Below are 18,790 nucleotides of genomic sequence, written 5' to 3'. Positions count from 1 at the left end.
CGGAGTCACCGTCACTTGTCCACTGAGCCGTGTTCCCGGTGCGGGTTCCCGACAACGTCCCTGTCCTGATGAACTGAGAGCTGCTGGGCTCTTTGTCGAAAGCCACTCCTGAAAGCTGGCCATTGTTGTCCGTGATTTCGAAGCGGACGTCCGTGGACTGTGCGCCACTCATTGAGAGGGTGCCGACCCATGTCCCCGACAAGTCCTGTAGGAGCGCTGCACGTGATGCCGCGCCCGGAGGAGGTGCGGAGGGCTCTGCTGGGCGGTCGGAACATGCCGCTGAGAAAGCAACCGCAAGCAGTAAACCCACATATGTCCTGGCAGTGTTTTTCATTGTCGTTTGCCCAGTTTCAGGTTCTCTTCGTAGCTGCAGCCAGGGTCAGGGACAACAAATGCACGCTGCCTTCTGGGCGTTGTCGTACGCGGTACCCCCTCCAGCTATCACCGAGACAGCGTAGACAGCGGCGACCTTCAAGCAGCGGGACCTCTGAATGGCCATGGAGGAGTTGCTGTAGGCACTCTTGCAGGACGCCTCCAGTGCGCTGTGCATGCCTGTGTCACAAATGAGCTTGTTGTTGTTGCAGGTCCCGTAGCAGGCGTCGTGCGCGTTGCAGCCGGGTCGGAAGTCAGCCGCTCCGTAGGAGTCGGGAACCGGGAGTTTCGACCCTGATGGGCCACAGGCATTGAGGTTGCTGGGATCATTGGGATCCCAGCCGGGCCTGGCAGTGCGATGGGGACACTTGGACAGATCCGCTATCTGGAGCTTTGACAAGACCTCCTGGCTTTCACAGCACTGGGTTGCCGGGTCATACGGGGCGCCTCCACAGCGCGGCTTGCAGGTCTCATTGGAGCAGATTTGATCGGGTCCGCAGCACGTACTACCACATGCCTGGCTTGAAGGCGGCGCAACGCATTCGACAGGAGGGGTGCTCTGACTGCCGGAGGGTGGCGTGAATACGCAAGTGCCATTGCACCCGGACGAGGTCACGCATGCTTGGCCGGGCTGGCACGGCCACTGGGGGCAAGTTGTCCAACTCGATGGAGCGCCTGTTCCGGTGGTCAGGCAAGTGCTGAGGATGCTGTTACATGTCGGTCCCATCTCTGAACCGTAGGGAGAGAGGTTCATGGAGGAGCCATCGCATGTGCACTGGTGAATCGTGCCGTAGGGGGCAGTCGGCTTCGATGGACCACAAACGTAGTAGCAAGTGGAGCCGCTGTTCGAATAGCAGAACGACTGCGCATGCGCGGGGCTGGGGAGGCTGGAAATCAAAGCGATGACCATTGCAATGAAGGTCATCGGGTTCCGATGAGGTCTCTCAGGGGTTTTCATGGTCGTGCAAGTCGATATCGCAGCGGTTTGTGTTGCTGGATTTCTTGAACCAGCTTCACCACTCAAGCCTTGTGGGGCAGAGCGGGCGCCGTCATGGCCCCCCGCGTGTCTTTCTGGTCTGAATACGGAAGACCCCCGCTGCGCTGGTTGTTCGAATGCGTTCCAGGCTGGAACATCGCCCGCGCTGGAATGGAGCGAGGGGCCGCTCCAGTCCGGCGCGGCATCGTGCCGCCCGGGGCTGGGGCCGCTGAAATATCTGGGACAAAACAAGTAAAAATAGAAAATCATGGGAAAGCTCCGAGAGCTGTGACACGCTGCGTAGCGACGTGTGTCTCCCCCCTCGGAGTCTCCCACCATGAAGTCAGCCTCCCTGTTGTTCGCGGCCCTGGTGGCCGTGCTGCTCCCGCTGCACGCGAACGCGCAGAGCGCCATCGTCGCGTTCGGTGACAGCCTCAGTGACAACGGCAACAACGGCACCGCCACCAGCGGTCCGACGACGAACCCCTCCAGCCAGATCTCCGGCACCTGGGTGAAGCAGCTGGCCACGCAGCTGGGCCTGCCGCTGACGGCCTCCGACAACGGCGGCACGAACTACGCGCGCGGCGGCGCCGTCACCAGCGGCATGACGTCGCAGGTGAACAGCTACCTGTCCGCCCACCCCGTGGCGTCCTCCACCGCGCTCTATGTGCTCTGGGGCGGCGGCAATGACATCAACTACAAGGCGCAGGCGAACCCGTTGGACTCGGCGGCCATCAAGGCGGCGGCCACGACGGCGGTGTCCAACATCGACGGGCAGATCCGCAAGCTGGTGGCCGCGGGCGCGAAGCGCGTCCTGTGGGTGAACATGCCGCCCTTGAACAAGACGCCCGCGGCGCTGAGCGTGCCGTTCGGTCTGGGCAACACGGTGCTCGCGCCGCCCACCGCCGAGTTCAACACCCGCTGGACGGCGGCGCTGACGAAGCTGCGCACGGACTTCCCGACGGTGAAGTTCATCGGGATGAACGCCTACAACCAGTTCAACGCCATCATCGCGTCGCCGTCCGCGTACGGCCTGACGAACGTCACCGGCACGAGCAAGGGCAAGGCGGTCAACCCGGACAAGTACCTGTTCTGGGACGACATCCACCCCACGAGCTACGCCCACGGCATCTTCGCGGACTACGGCTACGACCTCGTCTCGGCGGCCTTTGGCTTCAGCGCGGGGTTCACCGCCGACGAGTGGACCGCGGACGCGTGGGCCGTTGAGGCAGGGGGCGTGCTCCCGTGAAGTCCTCACTCCTGGGACTGGCGGCGGCGCTCGTGGCCCTGGTGCCGCTGCACGCGGGCGCGCAGAGCAGCGTCATCGCGTTTGGCGACAGCCTGAGTGACAACGGCACGTACAGCACCGCCACCAGCGGGCCGAACACGTACCCCTCCAGCCAGATCTCCGGGCCGTGGGTGGAGCAGCTCGCGGAGCAGTTGGGCCTGACGCTCGTGGCCTCCGACGAGGGCGGGACGAACTACGCCCAGGGTGGTTCCGAGACCAGCGACATGACGGGCCAGGTGAACGCCTACCTGCAGGCCCACCCCGTGGCGTCCCCCACGGCGCTCTACGTCCTTTGGGGCGGTGGCAATGACATCAACCACAAGGCCCAGGCGAACCCGTTCGACTCCGCGGCCATCAAGGCCTCCGCCACGAAGGCCGCGTCCAACATCGACGGGCAGATCCGCAAGCTGGTGGCCGCCGGCGCGAAGTATGTCCTCTGGGTGAACATGCCGCCGCTGCACAAGACGCCCGTGGCCCTGGCCATTCCGTTCGGGCTGGGTTCGACCGTGCTCTCGCCGCCCACCACCGAGTTCAACTCGCGCTGGTCGGCGGCGCTGACGAAGCTGCGCACGGACTTCCCGGCCGTGAAGTTCATCGGGATGAATGCCTTCAACCAGTTCAACGCCATCATCGCGTCACCGTCCGCGTATGGCCTGACGAACGTCACCGGCACCTGCAAGGGCAAGAACGTCAACCCGGACAAGTACCTGTTCTGGGATGAGCTCCACCCGACCAGCTACAGCCACCGCATCTTCGCGGACTATGGCTACGACCTGGTCTCGGCGGCCTACGGCTTCAGCGCGGGGCTGAGCGCCGACGAGTGGACCGCTGACATGTTCGAGGCGCGGTAGCGGCCCGCCGGCCGTGCCAGTCTGGTGCGCTGTGCACCGGGCTGGCGCGGCCGGGTTTCTTGGGGCCTTCAACCTCGGCTCACGCCGAGGCTCTTGCGACTCTCCATGCCTTGCGTGGTCGCCAGCTTCACGATGAGGTCCGAAAGACTGTCGAGCGAGACGTCATGCCCCTTGAATGGCTCGCCCTTCTGCGTGAGTTCGTATCGGACCTCGCGATCGTGCGTGAACCATCCGGGGCGCAGAAGGGTGTAGTCGAGGTCCGAGGCCTCGATGACTGCCGCCGAGTCGCGATAAGGGTCGAGTACGCTTTGATACCGCTCCCCCGGAACCTCGCCGTAGATGCCCATCGAGCTGATGAAGATGAGGCGCCGCACGTTCGATGCGCGCATCGCGGACACGATGAACTCGGCCTGCGCCTTCATCGCGCCGGCCAGGTTCGCGTACACGACGTCCTGACCTTTCATGGCGGCTTCGAGGGCCGCGCGCTCAAGCACGTCGCCCTCGACGATGCGGACGCGGCCGGGGTCGGGGTTCCGCAAGCGGCTCGCGCGGCGCAGATAGAGCGTCAGCTTCGCGTCAGTGTCGCGCAAGAAGACACGCGTCGTGTTGCGCGCGAGTTGTCCGTTGGCGCCCAGGATGAGCACATTGACCATGCTTCGCTCGCTCAACTGATGCCCTTCACTTCACTGAGCCTCTTGACCATCACCGGATCGCGATGGTCGAAGAAGCTGCTCGTGTTCGTGTCGAGCGTGGCGATCTCCACCATGTCATCGGCGCTCAGCTCGAAGTCGAACACCGCGAAGTTCTCGGCGATCCGTTCCCGGCGGACAGACTTCGGAATCGCGACAACGCCGCGTTGAAGGAGCCACCGCAGGATGACCTGCGCCACGGTCTTCCCGTGCCTGGCGCCAATGGAGCGCAAGAGCGCGTTCTGGAAGATGTCGTGCTTCCCCTCCGCGAAGGGGCCCCACGACTCGATCTGCACACCGTTGTCGCGCAGGAACTTCTGCGTCTCGAGCTGCTGGCAGAACGGGTGCGTCTCGATCTGGTTCACGGCCGGCGCGATCTCGTTGTGGACGATGAGGTCCATCACACGGTCGGGGTGGAAGTTGCTGACGCCAATCGCGCGGGCACGCCCCGCGCGCTGCAGCTCCTGCATCGCGCGCCAGGACCCGTGCACGTCGCCGTAGGGCTGGTGGATGAGGTACAGGTCGATGACGTCGAGCTGAAGGCGCCGCAGCGCTCGTTCGAAGGCCTTCTGGGTCTTCTCGTAGCCTGCGTCTTCGATCCAGAGCTTCGTCGTGACGAAGATCTCGTCGCGCGGGACACCACTGCGCCGGATCGCGTTCCCGACCGCTTCCTCGTTCTGGTACGCGGCGGCCGTGTCGATGAGGCGGTAGCCGACACGGAGTGCTTCTTCCACGCTGCGCTCGCACTCCGCGAGATCGCGCACCTGATAGACGCCGAAGCCGAGGAGCGGCATCTTCACGCCGTTGTTCAGCACGGTGTCCGGCACAATCGCTTTCGTCGTCATGCTTCGACCCTCACGTTCAGGCGGCCCATCCGAATGGCCGGAATGACGCCGCCATCGATGAGGAGATCGCTCCCCGTCACGAAGCCGGCATCGGGGCCGAGCAGGTACGCGGCGGCGGACGCGACCTCCTCGGGGGTACCCACTCGCCTGGCCGCCGATGCCGCGATCATCGCGCGGTAACCCGCACCGCTCGGTGAGGACATCTCCTTCTGCGCCAACGGAGTGAGAATGATGCCCGGGCTGATCGAGTTCAACCGTGCGCCGCGTTCAGCCCAACGCAGGCACTCGGCCTGGATGCGGAGGTGGTTGGCGCGCTTCGAGATGGCGTACGCGCTGCCCGAATCCGGGACGGCCGACGGCTGGAGTGACGGAAGTTTCAACAGTTCGTCGGCGGGCGTGTTCGCGAGCGCCAGGTCGACCTCTGGCGGCAGGGGCGGAAGCATGTACCCGGCCATGCTCGAGATCACGACACCCGACCCACCTGGGGCGACAATGTTCCCGAACTCCTCGAGCACGAGTGCGGTACCGAGCAGGTCGACCGCGAGGATCTTGTCGGGCGGCGCCATGTTCGGAGACACGCCCGCCGTGTGGACGACCTCGGTCACTGCTCCAATCGCGCTGGCCTCCTTCACGACCTCGTGGATGGACGCGCGCGATGTCACGTCCACACGCCTGACCGTGACCGCGTAGCCCGTCGCCTCCAGCCCCTTGGCAGCGGCGTCCAGTGTCTGCTCGTCGAAGTCCGCGAGCAGCACCGCCTTGCCCGCGCCCTGCCGGCGGGCAATCGCTTGCCCGATCCCTCCGACGCCAATCACAACCAGTACGTTCTTGTTCGCCATGTTGTAGTCCTTGAATGGGTGTCCAGCATTGCTCGCGATTCGCTGCGGCGACGCCCTTACGGTCTCGGCAGCGAGGCCATGTCGATGACGAAGCGGTACCGGACGTCTGCTCGCGCGAGCCGTTCGAAGGCCTCGTTCACCTGGTCGATGCGAAGGACCTCGCCGCGAGGGCGTGGCTCATTCCCATGGAGCCGAGACTTCAGGCCCTCTCGCGCCCAGACGCCGCTGCTGCTTCATCCTCGTCGTTGTCATGCGCGAAGATATACGCGCGACGGAACCACCGCGAAACCGCCAGATCCGGGACGGAGGCTTTAGGAAAGCTTAACGACTGCTGGCGAGTTCCCGGGCGACCGTCACGAAGGCGCGCAGCGCGGGAGAGACCTGAGCGCGGTTGGGGAAGTAGAGGAACAGGCCCGGCACCGTCGGGGCGTACTGGGGCAGTACCACCCGCAGGCGGCCGCTGCGGAGATCCTCGGACATCGTCGGCTCAAGACCGTAGGTCAAGCCGACACCCGCGATGGCGAGCGTGCGGCGCAGTTCGTTGTCGCTGAGCACGACCGGTCCACGCACGGGAATGCGGACCGTCTTCTTCCCGCGTTCAAGCTCCCACGCCCAGAGCGCGTCGCCGGGTCCCAGGCGAAACACAAGGCAGTCGTGGTGGAGCAGATCGGCGGGCTTCTGCGGGGTACCTCGTTTATCGAGGTACGAAGGCGCGCCGGCGACGACGACGCGACAAGGGCCCGTGAGCCGGATGTGCACCATGTCCCGGTGGATCGCCTCGACGAGCCGGATGCCAGCGTCGAACCCTTCGGCGACAGGGTCGACGAGTCGATTGTCGACGCTCACCTCCAGTTCGACCTTCGGGTGTCGTTCGACGAACCGGGGGATCAACCGATCGAGCACCAGCGAGCTCGCGGCCGTCGGAACGGTGAGGCGAACACGTCCGGTCACCTCGCCACGCCTGGCCTTCACCGTCTGCAGGGCCTCCAGCGCCTGTTCCACCGCGGGCCCTGCATGGTCAAGGAGCCGCTGGCCCGCCTCCGTGAGGGCGACGCTGCGCGACGTGCGTGTCAGCAGTGGTGTCTCCAGGCGCTCCTCAAGCTGGCGGACCGACTGGCTGAGCGCGGACGTCGACACGCCGAGCTCCCGTGCGGCCACGGCGAAGCTCCGCTTCCGTGCTACGGCGATGAAGGCGTTGAGAGCATTGAGCGGTGTGAAAGCCATCGTGAAGGTCCTCTACGCCTGCTCATCAAGTTGGACTCGGAGGCTCATTCGGAGCTGAGCATTCAACGTGCCGCGCGGCCGCCGATCTCCGGAAAGCGCTCGTAGGTCCGCTTGAGCGCATCCAGGTGGGCGGGGTTGTCGTAGTCGAGGGGGGCATCCGTGAGCTGCACGACCCACCCGCCTGACGGAGTGCGACGTGCTCGCGTGAACAGTTCGGTATCGCGAGCAGGATCCGGAAACCCGATGACCTCCGCGGCAGCCGCGGACCAATAGTTCAGCCACCCAAGGAAATAGGGAGTCTCAACCCTGGGGCTTTTCTCAGGAAGGTTGAGCATGGGAAGCCCACGGGGTGAACGCTCGGGTCCGTCCGGCGAGCGGCGGAACTGCTGCGCGACCTCCGAGCCGTAACCATACGGTGACGCGTGCCCCCAGAACGAACGTGCCCCCTCCGCCATGGCCTCAAGCAGAGCCGCCGCTGCCGCGACCACGGGTTCGTCCAGTGGCAGCTTGGCATGAACTTCAAACTGGGACTGACCGCCGGGACTGAAAAGTCCGGACCTGTCCCTCCCATTGACCGTCACGGGATAACTCTCGTCCCCATTGCATATGAGAGGGAATCCTCCGTCCTCAATATTCGCTACAAGCCATGCGTCGCGCTGTGGCAATGCAATAAGGCGCCCGCCTTCGCCTACTTCCCACTCCATTCGTAAGCCGGGGAATGCCTTTTCCATCCCATGGACGATGGCGACCGTACGGCTGTCGTCAACCGTGAGGGCAGGCGCGTAGACAATGAGAGTGAGTCTTTTTTGCGTAGTCATCGTTGACACCCTGTGACGACGATAATGAGCGTGGGATCAACTGCCTCCAGCGCCGCTTTGTGCGCCCCGGTGCTCACCCCAATGATGAAGCCATATCCACAGGCATCCGCGACTCTTCGCTCCCTGTCTATTTGTATCAATTCCTTCTCAATCTCCCTGTCCTGGATGAAGTCATTGTACGAATCGAATTGATGGGTCTTGATCTCCCACAGTTTGCGTACGCCGACTTGCAACGCATCGAAGAGCACACCGCCCACGAGCACGTCCATCCCGGGATGACGGTTGGGTGGGAACTTGTCGGCGCACTCGTTATGCAGGCGATCCTTACCCGCGTGAGGCACGGGAACAGGCTCGCAGCTGGCGCGGCCCGTCCGATCCACGGGCGCGGGTGGTACCGGGGGCTGCCTGCCCTGGCCCGCTGGCTCCGGTTCCAGCTTGGGCTTTGGCTTCGCTCCAGCTTCTCGGGACGCGACCTTCGTTCCTCGTGCGGCCCCTGCCTCCTCGGGGTAGAGGTGGCGGAGTTCATATGCGTCCCATTCTTCCTGGATGGCGACGGCGACCACCACCACGCCCACGACGATGACGGCTCCCACCACGATCTCAGGAGCCGCCAGCACGCAGAACCCGACGCCCACGGCAGCGGCACCAGCGGAGGCGACCGCACATCTTCCCTCGGTGTCGTGGAACTCGAGCCGGTCATGGTCGAGCGCCTGATAGCACCGCTCCACCAGGACGGGCCAAGGCTGGGACGCTTCGCGGACAACGCACCGCCCACCGTCCCTCCATGGGAGTTCCGCCGCTCGCTGGAGGTTGGAAATCCGCGTGCCGCGGGCCGCTGGCTTTTTGGGGAGGGGCTCCGTCGTGGCGCAGGCCGAGAAAACGAGCAGAAGCAAGAGGGCGCTGCCCGTCCGGAAACGCATGGCCCCATCCTCGCAACAGGCGCTCCAGTTTGGAACACCGTCCGCGCCGGAATGGAGCGAGTGTCCGCGCCAGTCCGGCGCGGTGCACGGCCGCTCCAGGGCGGAACGGAGAGGCACGGGGCTCGCAATGACTCGCGGCCAATCCCTCCCGCCCGAGCAGGTGTCCCATGCCGTCCGTCCCCAACACCGAAGCCATCCAGCGCATCTCCCTGAAGAACCGCGAGTACGCATACATCGAGGACGCCAACCGGGGTGTCGTGCTGATGGAGGTGGGCCCGCGCGTGCTGACCCTGGAGGCGCACCTGACGCTCGTCGCGAAGGAGCGGATGGTGGAGGTGGGCGCCGGCAGCTGGTGCGTGGTGCGCAACCCCGTGGTGCGCGTGGACGGTCAGGTGGCGCTGGATGACTTCGGCCAGGCCCGCGTCGCGGTGGGTGACCGCGAGGTCCGCGTGGGCCCGAAGGTGTTTCCCCTGTACCCCGGTGAAGAGCTGGAGGGCGACATCGTCCCGGAATACGTCCTGGGCGTGTCGGAGGCGCTGCGGCTGCGCGCGCTCACCGCCTTCATGGACGCCAGCGTTCCGGACGCGCCCCGCCGCCGCGAGGCCGGTGACGAGTGGCTGGTGCGTGGCCCCGGACGCTACGTGCCGGGCGAGACCGTCACCGTCGTGTCGCTGGAGAAGGCCCGCGTCCTCAAGGAGACCGAGTACTGCGTCATCCTCAATCCGGTGGACCGCGCCACCGGCCGCGTCCAGGAAGGCCGCCGCAAGGTCGTCTCCGGCCCGGACGTCTTCTTCCTGGAGCCCGGCGAAGCGCTGGAAGGCGACGTGCGCCGCAAGCACGTCCTGTCGGAGCTGCAGGGGCTGAAGCTCCAGGCGCTGGACGACCTCTCCGAGAACGAAGGTGGCGAGCCGCGCGCGCGCAAGGCCGGTGACACGTGGATCGTCCGGGGCCCGCGCACCTACGTGCCCAGCGAGAAGGTCCTCATCCACCGCGAGATTGCCGCGCTGTCATTGGGGCAGGGGGAAGGCCTGTACGTGCGCGACCTGCGCTCGGGCAAGGTGTCGCTCGTCCAGGGGCCGTGCCAGTTCATGCCGGAGGCGCACCAGGAGCTGCACGAGAAGCGCCTGTCCCCGGACGCGGAGGCCCTGCTGGGCCTCACGCCGTCGCCGCCCCCGGCGGAAGCGAAGGACGCCCGCGCACCGCGTCCCACGATTGCAACGGAGAAGGGGGACCGCACGCGCGCCATCGTGCTGCGCATCGAGGACAACACGGCGGTCCTCATCAACGACTTCGAAACCAATCACGCGCGCGTGGAGTTCGGCCCCGCGAAGGTGATGCTGCGCCCATACGAGGACGTCACTGTCCTGGATTTGTCCGGCAGCACGCCCAAGCGCCCGCGGCAGCTCAAGGTGCTGATGCTGCGGCTGGGCCCGGACTTCGCCACGGACCTGTTCGAGGTGGCCACGCGCGACCACGCGCGGCTGCGCATCAAGCTCTCCTACAAGTGGCAGTTCGACGTGCAGGGCGACCCGGAGAAGGACAAGGCCATCTTCCGGGTGAACGACTTCATCGGGTACGTGTGTGAGAACCTCGCGTCGCGCATCCGCCAGGTCGCCGCGGAGAACGAGTTCGAGACCTTCCACAAGAACGCCAGCGTGCTCATCCGCCGCACCATCTTCGGCATGGACGACGCGGGCCGCGCGCGCAAGGACCGCCTCTTCTCCGAGAACCAGCTGCGCATCATCGACATCGACATCAAGGACATCGCCCCCGTCGACGAGAAGACGGCCCTGAAGCTGCGCGAGGCCATCGACACCAACATCCAGATCCAACTGGACGCCTCGCGCCAGGAGGCCCAGGCCGCCGCGGAGCTGAAGCGCATCCGCAGCGAGGAGGAGAAGCAGCTCGCGGACATCGCCAGCCACCGCAAGTCGGAGGCGGAGCGCCAGTCCCTCATCGAACTGCAGAACCGCAACCACCAGCTGGAGACGCTCAGCCGCGCCAAGGTGGAGGCGGAGGCCCAGCTGGAGCGCGCCCGCGTGGAGAGCGAGGAGGCCCTGGCCCGCGCCGAGTCCGACGCCCGCGCCTCGCGCATCCGCTCCGAGGCGGAGCTGGAGCGCGAACGGCTCACCACCCAGGTGGCCCTGGATCGCCAGCAGCGCCTCAACGACCTGGAGGTGGAGCGCCAGTCCCGCCTCGCGGAAGTCGAGGCCACCCAGTTCCGCCAGCGCGTGGAGTCCCTGGGAGGCGGGGAGAACTTCGTGAAGGCCGTGGCCGCGCAGGCCCAGGCCGCCGTCGTCGGAGGCCTGGACAAGGTCGTCTTCCTCCCCAGCGGCTCCAACCTGAACCTCTTCGACGCCATGCAGGGCCTGCTGGGCCCCGGAGGCCAGCCCCGCCTGTCCGCCCACAACGCCCCGAAACCGCCCGGTGACACTTCCGCCTGAAGTTGGGAGAACGATATTGAAAATGAGAATCGTTATCGAATAGAGATCGTCCCTTTCGAACGACGGCGGGACTCCGCATCGAAAGGTGAAGACGATGAGCAACCCTGGAGGGGTGGTCCGGAAGAGCGGCGCGCGGTGGTACGGCATGGGGGTCCTGGCGGCCCTCGCGCTGGCCGCGGTGGTGCCGGGATGCAACGGCGACGAGTGCGTGGACGCATTCGACTGCCGCGATCTGGGCGCGGCCCCCACGGGCAAGGCGTACGTCTGCACCGCCGACAACACGTGCGAGCTGCGCACCCTGACGCCGCCCGAGGAGCCCGAGAACGACGCGGGCACCGGCGGCGAGACGGATGCGGGGACGGGCACCGACGCGGGCACGCAGACGGACGCGGGGACGGGCACCGACGCGGGCACGCAGACGGACGCGGGCACGCAGACGGACGCCGGGACGGAGACCGACGCGGGCACTCCCACGGACGGCGGCGCGGAGCTGTGCCGCAACACCGTGGCCTGCACGGAGCAGAGCATCGACCGGCTCAGGCTCCGCACCGTCGTCGCCAGCGGTGGCGTGACCGAGGAGGGCACGACGCAGGGCGAGTTCCTCACGTTCCTGGACGGCCGCGCGGGTGGCACGAGCGTGCCGGAGTCGTACACCTACGCGCGCTTCACGGCGACGGGGCTCCAGAAGGTGGCCATCGATGACCAGGCCGCGCTGAGCTCGACGGCGTGGGACGTCGCGGTGCGCCGGTACGTCGTCCGCTTCAACAGCGGCGTCTCCGGCCCGTCGTGCGTGGCGGTGGCGCAGACGCCGGACGGCACGACGTTCGAATCGGTGACGTCCGTGCCCGTGGATGCGCAGTTCAAGACGGAGAACTACTACACCCCCGACACCTGCACGTTCAGCGGGGACGAGTATGGCCTGGGCAGCCCGGCGACCCAGACCCTCTCGTTCTGGACCTACGCCAGCTGCCTCCAGATGACGAACAAGGTCTACATCCTCCAGTTGGCGGACGGCCGTCACGCGAAGCTGCAGGTCAAGGCGTACTACGAGCCCACGGTGCAGGCGCAGTGCGACACGACGGGCTCGGTGAGCTCGTCGACCAGCGCGGGGTCGATCCGCCTGCGGTGGGCCTACCTGCCGTGATGACGCTCGGGGTTCCCACGCTGCTGCTGCTGCTGACTGGCGCGGGGACCCCGCGCGGCCTCCCGCACGAGCGGGAGGCCGTGGCAGGGTTGGCCGCCGAATCCAGCCGGCCCACCTCGCCCACCTCGCCCGAGCCGCGCTACCTGCCCGAGGACACGGTGGAGTCCGCGCTGTCGCCGGGCGGGCGCTTCCGCATCCACTTCACCCGTCAGGGCAAGCACGCCGTGCCCGCGGCGGACGCGGATGGCAGCGGCGTGCCCGACTTCGTGGAGCTCGTCGGGCGCACCTACGAACGCGTGGCGACGTTCTACGCGGGCCTGGGCTTCCGTCTGCCGCCCGACGACACGAATCCGGCCGGGGACGACGGCGGCGATGGCCGCTTCGACGTGTACCTGGTGGACTTCGCGGGGATTGGTGACGGCGCCTTCCGCCAGGAGACCTGCCTGGACGGCACCACGCGCTGCACGGGCTTCATGCTTCAGGAGAACGACTTCGCGGGCTACAGCTACCCGTCCGACTCCGAGGCCGTGGAGATCCTCTCCAGCCACGAGTTCTTCCACGCGGTCCAGGCCGCCTACCGGCCCGGCCTGGGCGGCATCGCCTCGGAAGGCACCGCCGTCTGGGCCACCGAGCGCTTCGAGCCCGCGCTCGATGACCTGGAGAACTTCACCCGCGGCTACATGATCAGCCCGGACAGCACCCTGACGCTGGACCCGGCAGGGCCGGGCGTGAGCTTCACCTACGGCGCGGGGCTCTTCTTCCAGTTCCTCGGCGAGCACTACGGAGACGGTGCGCTCGTCGCGCTCCTGGAGGAGTCCGTGCGGCAGCCCGAGGCCCGCTGGCCGGTGCTGCTGGACACCTGCCTGCGCCGCGACTTCGCCTCCAGCTTCGACGCGGCCTTCACCTTGTTCGCCACGTGGAACCTGGGCACCGGCCCGCGCGCGACGCCAGGGTTCGGCTACGCGCGAGGGGAGGGCTATGCGCCGGTGTCGGCGCCGGCGGTGGCGCTGCCCCACACGCAGGACCGCGTGCGCGTCGCCGCGGCGGCCTCGCGGCTCTTCGAGGTCCCCGGCGGCGCGTCCTTCGTGGGGGCCTCGTTCGAGCCCGAGCCGGGCACCGACCCGGCCGCGCTGCACCTGGTCCTCGCGGCCGTCACGGACGACGCCGTGCTTCGAGTGGTGACCGCGGACGGGCCTGAAGCCCTGCGCGCCCAGGTGGCCTCCGGCGACGCCACGCGCGTGGTGGTCGCGGTCGTGGACGGGCGGAACGAAGGGCTGGGGCGCTATGGCCGGCTGTGCATCGCGGCCACCGGTCAGGCCGCGTCCTGCGCGCCTCTCGATGCCCAGGATGCGGGCACGGACGCCGGGACCGCCGATGCCGGGACGTCCGATGCCGGCATGGACGCGGGCACCGTCGACGCTGGCAGGCCCGTGGAGCCCATCGATGATCCGCGCACGCCGGACGATGACGGTGGCTGCCAGGCGGCGGGAGGCCCCTTGTCCGGTGCGCTCGTCGCGCTGCTGCTCGGCGGGGTTCTCCGCGCCCGGCGGCGTTCACGGGCGCGTTAGCGCTCGTACTCGTCGCACCCCGTCTCCTGCTTGGACGGGAAGCCGGACTTCTTCTCCTGGCGCACGTAGTCGTGGCTCTGGGAGAAGAGGTCCGGGCTGGTGACGGTCACGGTGCCCTTCGCGGCGTCGGCCGTCTTCCACTGGAGCGCCTCCGGCTTGCCGTCCGACGCCGTGAGCCCCAGCACCCAGGCCCCGGTGCCCTTTCCGGGCTCCACGGACGTCACCTTGAGCGTCGTGGCCTCCTGACCCAACTGCACCTCCACCTCGCCCGTCGCGGGCTTGACGGTAAAGCTGCGCGTCGCGGCCGAACAGGGCTTGAGGACGACGAAGCCCTTTCCCTGGCGTGTCAGCTCCACCCACGTCCCCGCGAAAGGCTGGAGCTTGTCCGCGGCCACCGGCGCCTTGGCGGCCGTGGGCGCTGATTCCGCCGAGCAGTCCAGGTCCTCGCGCTTGAGCAGCCCCGCCGTGGCCTTCTGCGGGCCCTGGAAGCGCGCGGCGAGGAAGTCCGGCTCCACCGGGTCGACGTACGCCTCCACCGCGTCGCCGGACACCACGAACGCCTTGCGCGCGGTGTTGGCCGCGTCCGACGCGTGGAAGCCCGCCTTGGACGCCTTCACCTTGCAGATGCCCAGCGGCTTGGACGTGCTCCGGGCGAACGTGTCCTTGCCCGGGTAGCCCGCGCCGCAACACTGAGGCGTCGGGCCTGACTCCAGGACGAACTGCTTGGGATTGACGCGCAGCGTCCAGGGCTCCGGGTCGTCCGCCTGGCCCAGGGTCCAGGCCGTGGCCGTCTTCTTCTGGACGACCCACGCGCAATCGCAGGTGCCCGCGCTGTTGCCCTGCGGGAACGACCCCGAGAAGTGCACGAGCGTCTCGTTGCTCCCCTCGACGATGGCCAGGCGTCCCTGCTTGTTCGAATAGACCCCGGTGAGTCCTTCAGGCCCCTGGGCCGAGGCGTCTGGGACTGCGCCCGTGACACAAATGGCAAACAGTATTGCCACACTTTTGAAATCCGGTTGGATCCTGGACATCCGGTTGGGCCTCCTGAGCGGGTTCTTCAGTCACGGCGGATCGATCCGCTGAAACTGAAGTTGCCGGAATCACTGGTTTGACACGATTGTGACTGGGGATGCGAAACTGATCGCATTGCCTTTCGATAATCACGGCAATCCAAGCACGTCCGCGGCGCCTGTGTTCGCGGCCTGACACGAGGGGGCTCCCCATGACCGTCTCCAACATCCGCGTCCGTTCTGGCGACACGCTTTCGGAGATCGCGAAGCGCTACAACACCTCTGTCGCGGATCTGGCCAAGGCGAACAACATCAAGGATCCGAACAAGATCCTGGTGGGCCAGCAGCTCAAGGTGAAGGACGGCTTCGAGACGAAGGGCACCAAGTCGAGCGCGGGGACGAAGACGTCGGGCGACAGCTTCACGCAGTCCACCGACGGCGCGAAGGCGACGACGCCCTCCACGACGACGTCCTCCACCAGCACGGCCGGCGGGGAGCTGGGCGGGCTGAGCCGCAAGTACGAGGCGCGCGGCCCCGGCACCGTGTCCACGGGCAAGGGCGACAAGGGCGGCGTGTCCTACGGCTCCTACCAGTTCGCGTCCGCGAACGGGTCCGCGCAGTCCTTCGTCAACTCGCTGAAGAAGACGAACCCGGACTTCTACAAGGCGCTGTCGGGCAGCAAGCCGGGCTCCGCGGAGTTCTCCTCCGCGTGGAAGCAGCTGGCGGCGAAGGACCCGAAGGGCTTCGACAAGGCGCAGCACGACTACATCAAGGCCACGCACTACGACCCCGGCGCGGCCAACATCAAGAAGGCGACGGGCATCGACCTGGACAAGCGGTCCGCGGCGCTGCGCGACGTGGCCTGGTCCACCTCCGTGCAGCATGGCCCGGGCGCGGCGGATGACATCTTCAAGAAGGCGCTGGCCGGCCGCGATCCCGCGAAGGTGAGCGACGAGCAGCTCATCAAGGACATCTACGCCGAGCGCGGCCGCACCAACGCCAGCGGCACCCTGGTGCACTTCTCCGGCAACTCCAAGGACGTGCAGAAGGGCGTGGCCAACCGCTTCAAGTCGGAGGTGAAGGACGCGCTGGCCCTGCTCAAGAAGGAGCAGTCGGGCGCCACCACGACGAAGCCGGCCAACACCAACACGGGTGTCGTTCCCCCGTCGGTGAGCAACGACTCCAAGCCGGGCAACACCAACACGGGCGTCGTTCCCCCGTCGGTGAGCAACGGCTCGAAGCCGGGCACGAACACCTCCAAGCCCACCACGGAGGCGGACCGCACGGACACGCAGCAGGTGGCCGGGGCCAAGGACCGTCCCGCGGTGCACGTGAAGGTGCCGTACTACAGCCAGTTCGAGAACGGCCACGGCTACACCGCGAGCGACACGGCGTGCTTCAAGGCCGCGACGGCGATGGCGGGCGCGTCAGGCGCGAACGTCCTGGGCCCCGACCGCCGCATCCAGGTGGGCAAGAGCGAGAACAGCGTCGGCGCGCTGACGGTGGACTCGAAGAAGGCCGCCGAGGGCCGCAACTACATCGACAAGCAGCTGGACTCCGGCAAGCCGGTGGTCGTGGGCGTGAGCCACAAGGACGCGACCTACAACGCGGACGGCCTCACGGACCACTTCGTGACCATCACGGGCCGTGGCGTCGACGACAAGGGCCGCACCTACTACACGTTCCACGACCCGGGCACGACCAACGCCAGCAAGGGCAAGGACACGAACCCGAACAACCGCTTCTACGTGGATGACAAGACCGGGAACATGTACCGCCCCGGCAAGGCCGCGAACGGCTACGTGACGGACCGCCACTACGACGTCGCGATGGTGCGCCGCAACGCGTAGTCCCCGGCAGCGAAAGCCCTCCGGAAAGTGTTCGGCCCGGCGACCTCACGAGGAGGTCGACCGGGCCGTTTCACGTCATCCGTCTGTCGTTCAGGGAGGCCGTGCCTACGCGTGCGCCGTGTCGCGCCGCGCGGGCACCTCGCCGCGCAGCTCCGCCACCTCGGCGCGCAGCAGCCAGTCGGTGGGGAAGTCCGTGGACGCGCGGGCAATCTGCTCCAGCCGCTCGGGGGCCAGCTGCCCCGTCTCGCGGATGCGGCGCACCTCCGTGTAGAGGGCGGCCAGCGACGGATGCAGGGCCTGCGCCTTGCGCTCGCGCGCCTGGGCCTCGCCGTCGCCCGCGGTGAAGGCATCCATCTCCCCGAACCACTTGTCCCACGTGCCCGGGTCGGCGGGGCCGCCCGCCACGGACGGCAGCCGCTCCGTCAGGTACAGGCGCGCCATGGACGGCAGCGGCAGCTCACGGCCCGCCAGCGTGCCGCTCAGGTCAATCACCTCGCCGCCGCCCACCGCGAAGCCCTCCAGCACCAGCCCGCTGTCGAGCGTGAGCTTGAATCGTCCGCGCTCCGGCAGGCTGCCCGCGCCAAATGCCACCAGCGCCGCGCCGCTGAACGGCTTGTCCAGGGCCAGACCGTTCATCGACGTGAGGATGGGGCCCTCCAGCCGGGCCAGCGCGGTGGACAGGCCCGGGGCCACGTCCTTCGCGGCCGGCATCAGCTCCACGACCTTGCCCGTCACCTCGCGGCCATCCGCGAGCACCAGGTGGTTGACCGTGCGAGCGCGCAGCGCCTCCTGGAGGCCCAGGTCCCCGCCGCGCTTCCACGCGAGCGTGGCCTCGAACTCGGCCAGCACCTCGAAGAGGTGTTCGAAGTCGCGCGCCACGAAGAGCTGCGGCTGCATGCGGGTGATGTCGTAGTCCGTGTCCGCGCACGCCACGCCCAGGGGCAGCTTGTGCACGGCGGACGTCAGGCAGTGCTTCGCCTCGCCGATGCTGGACAGCAGGCCGGCGCCGTAGATGCGCGGGCGCGTCAGGTCGCCAATGAGCCCGTACTCCGCGGTCCACCAGTACAGGCGGCTCGCGCGGGTGCTCTCGCTGATGTAGCGGTGGCTGGCGTTGGCGGCCTCCAGGCGGGCCTGTGCGTGGGCGATCTCCTCCTCGGTGGCGGTGGGGTCCTCCTTCACCACGGAGAGGTTGCGGATGGCCTCGAAGACGGCCTGGTCCTCCACGCTGGCGATGGCCTTGAACCCCACCAGCCCCACGGCCTTCAGGTACTGCGCGTAGCGCGCGTTCGCGATGATGGGCGCGTGGCCCGCGCTCTCATGGACGATGTCCGGCGCGGGCGTGTACTGGATGTGCTCGTGCGTGCGGATGTCCGCCGCGATGGCCAGCACACCCAGCGCCTGCAGCTCCGTGAAGACGGCCGGCGGGATGAAGCCGCGCACCGCCACGCAGGCCCAGCCCAGCTTGGACAGCTTCTCGTTCATCTCGTCCAGGCTGGGGATGGCCTCCGCGCCAATGCCCGTGGCCTCCAGGCCCTCCAGGTAGACGGGGTGCGCCTTGTCGCTCAGGTGCTCCCGCAGCTGCCCCAGGATGTGCCGCCACACCGCCTGGTCTCGAGGCGTGTACGCCGCGTAGTCCTGGCCCACGACGTAGCGGCGCAGGTGGGCGGGAAGGCGGGCAATGGTCCGTTCCGTGGGGGTCATCGCGGGCGGCTCCTTCTGGAGAAACAGGACTCCTGAAGAATACGCATGTCACTGGACGACGGAAATCCGGCAGAATTCGACGTCTTCGTCGGATTATCGTCGTTTGTTCAGGCGACGTCGCACCCCGTCAAGGATGGACCGGACGGCGGGGCTGAGGCCGCCGGAGGGCCAGAGGGCCACCACCTCCACGACCTGGGGCTCCTGTTCGCGCAGGGGCCAGACGTGGAGGTCGGGGGGGAACGGCTGGGTGG

At 67.5% G+C, this 18,790-nt stretch carries 16 protein-coding genes and 1 pseudogene; 7 read left to right on the top strand and 10 right to left on the bottom strand.

The genetic code is table 11. The features are described 5' to 3' along the window. Window positions 1-379: 379 nt before the first annotated feature. Window positions 380-1,099 (bottom strand): phospholipase A2 family protein, encoded by a 720-nt coding sequence (locus D7X32_RS47880; protein WP_368671557.1) that lies wholly within the window; start codon window positions 1,097-1,099, stop codon window positions 380-382. 586 nt (window positions 1,100-1,685) lie between these two features. Here D7X32_RS47880 and D7X32_RS27490 point away from each other — a divergent pair. Beyond that, window positions 1,686-2,597, top strand: coding sequence for an SGNH/GDSL hydrolase family protein (locus D7X32_RS27490; protein WP_120605542.1), 912 nt, complete (start codon window positions 1,686-1,688; stop codon window positions 2,595-2,597). Beyond that, on the top strand, window positions 2,594-3,487 hold the full coding sequence (locus D7X32_RS27485) for an SGNH/GDSL hydrolase family protein (RefSeq protein ID WP_120605541.1): 894 nt from the start codon (window positions 2,594-2,596) through the stop codon (window positions 3,485-3,487). The genes D7X32_RS27490 and D7X32_RS27485 overlap by 4 nt, the downstream gene beginning before the upstream one ends. Window positions 3,488-3,555: 68 nt before the next feature. On the opposite strand, the gene D7X32_RS27480 is transcribed toward D7X32_RS27485, so the two are convergent. From D7X32_RS27480 to D7X32_RS27450, 7 genes and pseudogenes are all read right to left on the bottom strand, one after another. Further along, window positions 3,556-4,140: an NAD(P)H-binding protein gene (locus D7X32_RS27480; protein ID WP_120605540.1), complete on the bottom strand. Its 585-nt coding sequence runs from the start codon at window positions 4,138-4,140 to the stop codon at window positions 3,556-3,558. An 11-nt stretch (window positions 4,141-4,151) separates the two neighbouring features. Continuing rightward, window positions 4,152-5,021, bottom strand: a complete 870-nt coding sequence (locus D7X32_RS27475; RefSeq protein ID WP_120605539.1) for an aldo/keto reductase — start codon at window positions 5,019-5,021, stop codon at window positions 4,152-4,154. Further along, complete coding sequence (locus D7X32_RS27470) at window positions 5,018-5,860, bottom strand: SDR family oxidoreductase (protein WP_120605538.1); 843 nt, start codon at window positions 5,858-5,860, stop codon at window positions 5,018-5,020. The genes D7X32_RS27475 and D7X32_RS27470 overlap by 4 nt, the downstream gene beginning before the upstream one ends. A gap of 56 nt (window positions 5,861-5,916) precedes the next feature. Further along, window positions 5,917-6,021: pseudogene (locus D7X32_RS46985) on the bottom strand (NAD(P)-dependent alcohol dehydrogenase); the annotation flags it as partial. Window positions 6,022-6,181: 160 nt separating this feature from the next. Next, the gene (locus tag D7X32_RS27460) at window positions 6,182-7,084 is read right to left on the bottom strand and encodes a LysR family transcriptional regulator (RefSeq protein ID WP_120605537.1); all 903 of its coding nucleotides are present in this window, start codon (window positions 7,082-7,084) and stop codon (window positions 6,182-6,184) included. A gap of 62 nt (window positions 7,085-7,146) precedes the next feature. After that, window positions 7,147-7,902: a DUF5953 family protein gene (locus D7X32_RS27455; protein ID WP_120605536.1), complete on the bottom strand. Its 756-nt coding sequence runs from the start codon at window positions 7,900-7,902 to the stop codon at window positions 7,147-7,149. Continuing rightward, window positions 7,899-8,822 carry a DUF6310 domain-containing protein gene (locus tag D7X32_RS27450; protein ID WP_120605535.1) on the bottom strand — a complete coding sequence of 308 codons (924 nt, stop codon included), beginning with the start codon at window positions 8,820-8,822 and terminating at the stop codon, window positions 7,899-7,901. The genes D7X32_RS27455 and D7X32_RS27450 overlap by 4 nt, the downstream gene beginning before the upstream one ends. A gap of 167 nt (window positions 8,823-8,989) precedes the next feature. Here D7X32_RS27450 and D7X32_RS27445 point away from each other — a divergent pair, with 167 nt between their 5' ends. From D7X32_RS27445 to D7X32_RS27435, 3 genes are all read left to right on the top strand, one after another. Next, window positions 8,990-11,266: a hypothetical protein gene (locus D7X32_RS27445; RefSeq protein WP_120605534.1), complete on the top strand. Its 2,277-nt coding sequence runs from the start codon at window positions 8,990-8,992 to the stop codon at window positions 11,264-11,266. A gap of 94 nt (window positions 11,267-11,360) precedes the next feature. After that, a complete protein-coding gene (locus D7X32_RS27440; protein WP_147450290.1) occupies window positions 11,361-12,410 on the top strand; it encodes an HmuY family protein in 1,050 nt (349 codons plus the stop codon). Beyond that, entirely contained in the window at window positions 12,410-13,978 is a 1,569-nt protein-coding gene (locus D7X32_RS27435; RefSeq protein ID WP_120605532.1) for an MXAN_6640 family putative metalloprotease, read from the top strand. The genes D7X32_RS27440 and D7X32_RS27435 overlap by 1 nt, the downstream gene beginning before the upstream one ends. Here D7X32_RS27435 and D7X32_RS27430 read toward each other — a convergent pair. Next, window positions 13,975-14,979 carry a hypothetical protein gene (locus D7X32_RS27430; RefSeq protein ID WP_244239209.1) on the bottom strand — a complete coding sequence of 335 codons (1,005 nt, stop codon included), beginning with the start codon at window positions 14,977-14,979 and terminating at the stop codon, window positions 13,975-13,977. The two genes, D7X32_RS27435 and D7X32_RS27430, sit on opposite strands and share 4 nt — an antisense overlap. A 221-nt stretch (window positions 14,980-15,200) precedes the next feature. Between D7X32_RS27430 and D7X32_RS27425 the strand changes: the two genes are divergently transcribed. Next, window positions 15,201-16,838 carry a LysM peptidoglycan-binding domain-containing protein gene (locus tag D7X32_RS27425; protein WP_120605530.1) on the top strand — a complete coding sequence of 546 codons (1,638 nt, stop codon included), beginning with the start codon at window positions 15,201-15,203 and terminating at the stop codon, window positions 16,836-16,838. A 105-nt stretch (window positions 16,839-16,943) separates the two neighbouring features. Here the strand turns inward: D7X32_RS27425 and D7X32_RS27420 are convergent, their stop codons facing one another. Beyond that, complete coding sequence (locus D7X32_RS27420; protein WP_120605529.1) at window positions 16,944-18,539, bottom strand: aromatic amino acid hydroxylase; 1,596 nt, start codon at window positions 18,537-18,539, stop codon at window positions 16,944-16,946. Between the two features lie 45 nt (window positions 18,540-18,584). Here D7X32_RS27420 and D7X32_RS47630 point away from each other — a divergent pair. Next, window positions 18,585-18,790, top strand: a 206-nt coding sequence (locus tag D7X32_RS47630) for a hypothetical protein (protein WP_208752553.1), incomplete at its 3' end; no start/stop codon positions are given.

The organism is Corallococcus carmarthensis (assembly GCF_003611695.1).
GTDB lineage: Bacteria > Myxococcota > Myxococcia > Myxococcales > Myxococcaceae > Corallococcus > Corallococcus carmarthensis.
The sequence above is the reverse complement of the archived record's forward strand: the minus strand, read 5'-3'. Positions and strand labels throughout refer to the sequence as shown.

What these genes read in the sequence shown, in the direction of transcription:
- D7X32_RS47880 (WP_368671557.1), bottom strand. Translation starts at nt 1,099, where the DNA reads ATGGGACCGACATGTAACAGCATCCTCAGCACTTGCCTGACCACCGGA.
- D7X32_RS27490 (WP_120605542.1), top strand. Translation starts at nt 1,686, where the DNA reads ATGAAGTCAGCCTCCCTGTTGTTCGCGGCCCTGGTGGCCGTGCTGCTC.
- D7X32_RS27480 (WP_120605540.1), bottom strand. Translation starts at nt 4,140, where the DNA reads ATGGTCAATGTGCTCATCCTGGGCGCCAACGGACAACTCGCGCGCAAC.
- D7X32_RS27475 (WP_120605539.1), bottom strand. Translation starts at nt 5,021, where the DNA reads ATGACGACGAAAGCGATTGTGCCGGACACCGTGCTGAACAACGGCGTG.
- D7X32_RS27470 (WP_120605538.1), bottom strand. Translation starts at nt 5,860, where the DNA reads ATGGCGAACAAGAACGTACTGGTTGTGATTGGCGTCGGAGGGATCGGG.
- D7X32_RS27460 (WP_120605537.1), bottom strand. Translation starts at nt 7,084, where the DNA reads ATGGCTTTCACACCGCTCAATGCTCTCAACGCCTTCATCGCCGTAGCA.
- D7X32_RS27455 (WP_120605536.1), bottom strand. Translation starts at nt 7,902, where the DNA reads ATGACTACGCAAAAAAGACTCACTCTCATTGTCTACGCGCCTGCCCTC.
- D7X32_RS27450 (WP_120605535.1), bottom strand. Translation starts at nt 8,822, where the DNA reads ATGCGTTTCCGGACGGGCAGCGCCCTCTTGCTTCTGCTCGTTTTCTCG.
- D7X32_RS27445 (WP_120605534.1), top strand. Translation starts at nt 8,990, where the DNA reads ATGCCGTCCGTCCCCAACACCGAAGCCATCCAGCGCATCTCCCTGAAG.
- D7X32_RS27440 (WP_147450290.1), top strand. Translation starts at nt 11,361, where the DNA reads ATGAGCAACCCTGGAGGGGTGGTCCGGAAGAGCGGCGCGCGGTGGTAC.
- D7X32_RS27435 (WP_120605532.1), top strand. Translation starts at nt 12,410, where the DNA reads ATGACGCTCGGGGTTCCCACGCTGCTGCTGCTGCTGACTGGCGCGGGG.
- D7X32_RS27425 (WP_120605530.1), top strand. Translation starts at nt 15,201, where the DNA reads ATGACCGTCTCCAACATCCGCGTCCGTTCTGGCGACACGCTTTCGGAG.
- D7X32_RS27420 (WP_120605529.1), bottom strand. Translation starts at nt 18,539, where the DNA reads ATGACCCCCACGGAACGGACCATTGCCCGCCTTCCCGCCCACCTGCGC.